Origin of the sequence: Burkholderia sp. IO2 (assembly GCF_029522185.1) — a bacterium.
In the GTDB taxonomy this organism is placed as follows: Bacteria; Pseudomonadota; Gammaproteobacteria; order Burkholderiales; family Burkholderiaceae; genus Burkholderia; species Burkholderia cenocepacia.
The window spans coordinates 1-1165 of record NZ_JAKWFH010000144.1; the positions used below are offsets into that span (position 1 = coordinate 1).

Annotated in this window: 1 protein-coding gene; it reads right to left on the reverse strand. The window is 63.2% G+C overall.

Annotated features, from left to right (window positions below; translation table 11 throughout):
- A partial coding sequence (locus MMB92_RS35190) for an IS256-like element ISBcen18 family transposase (RefSeq protein ID WP_277563273.1) occupies positions 1-1159 on the reverse strand: 1159 nt, incomplete at its 3' end.
- Positions 1160-1165 lie beyond the last annotated feature (6 nt).

Consider the following 1165-nt stretch of genomic DNA (forward strand, 5'->3'; position numbering starts at 1 on the left):
CCAGCCAGAGCAGCTTGATGGCTGCCTCGTCATTCGGGAAGTGACCACGGGTCTTGATGATCTTGCGCAACTGCATGTTCAGACTCTCGATGGCGTTGGTCGTATAAACAACCCGTCGAATCTCCGGCGGGAACACGTAGAACGGCACGACGTGCTCCCACGCGCGTTGCCACGACTGCACGATCGTCGGGTACTTCACGCCCCAAGGCCCGTCGGCGAAGTCTTGCAGCGCCTGCCGTGCCGCCTCTTCGCTGGCAGCCGCGTAGATCGGGCGCAGCGCGGCGGCGAGCACCTTGCGGTCCTTGTAGCTGGCGTATTCGAGGCTGTTGCGGATCAGATGCACGATGCAGGTCTGAACGGTGGTCCGCGGATAGGCCGCGCTGATGGCTTCGGTGAGCCCCTTCAGGCCATCGACCACGGCGATCAGGATGTCCTGGCAGCCGCGCGTCTTCAGTTCGTTGAACACCTTGAGCCAGAACTTGGCTCCCTCCGTCTGCTCGATCCAGAGGCCCAGCACGTCGCGCTGGCCGTCGGCCTGAATGCCCAAGGCCAGATAGACGGCCTTGTTGCTGACCACGCCGTCGTCGCGGATTTTGACCCGCAGCGCATCGAAGAACACCACCGGATACATCGTCTCAAGCGGGCGGCTCTGCCAGCTCAGCGCTTCGGCCATCACCTCGTCGGTGACCGAGCTGATGAAGTCGGGAGACACCTCGGTGCCGTAGCTCTCAGCCAGAAAGGCCTGAATCTCGCGCACGCTCATGCCGCGGGCGTACATCGCGATGATGCGTTCGTCGAAGCCGGTGAAGCGGCGCTCATGCTTTGGAATCAGGATCGGTTCGAAGCTGCCGTCGCGATCGCGGGGGACTTCGACCCGAACCGGGCCCCGATCGGTAATGACCGTCTTGCCGCTGGCGCCGTTGCGCTCGTTGGCTTGCCCGGCCGGCTTGGACTGGCCCGACGGGTAGCCCAGATGCAGATTCATCTCGGCGTCCATTGCGCGTTCGATGACTGCCTTGTTGAACGCCAGCATCAAATCCTGGACCTCGGTCGGCGTCATCGGCCCCTTGACCAGTTGGTCCAGCAGTTCCTTGGGCAGTTCAGGCAGCGGCCCGCGGGCCGCGGCCTGACGCGCTACAGTTTGCCTTTTCTTCTTCATTGGCAT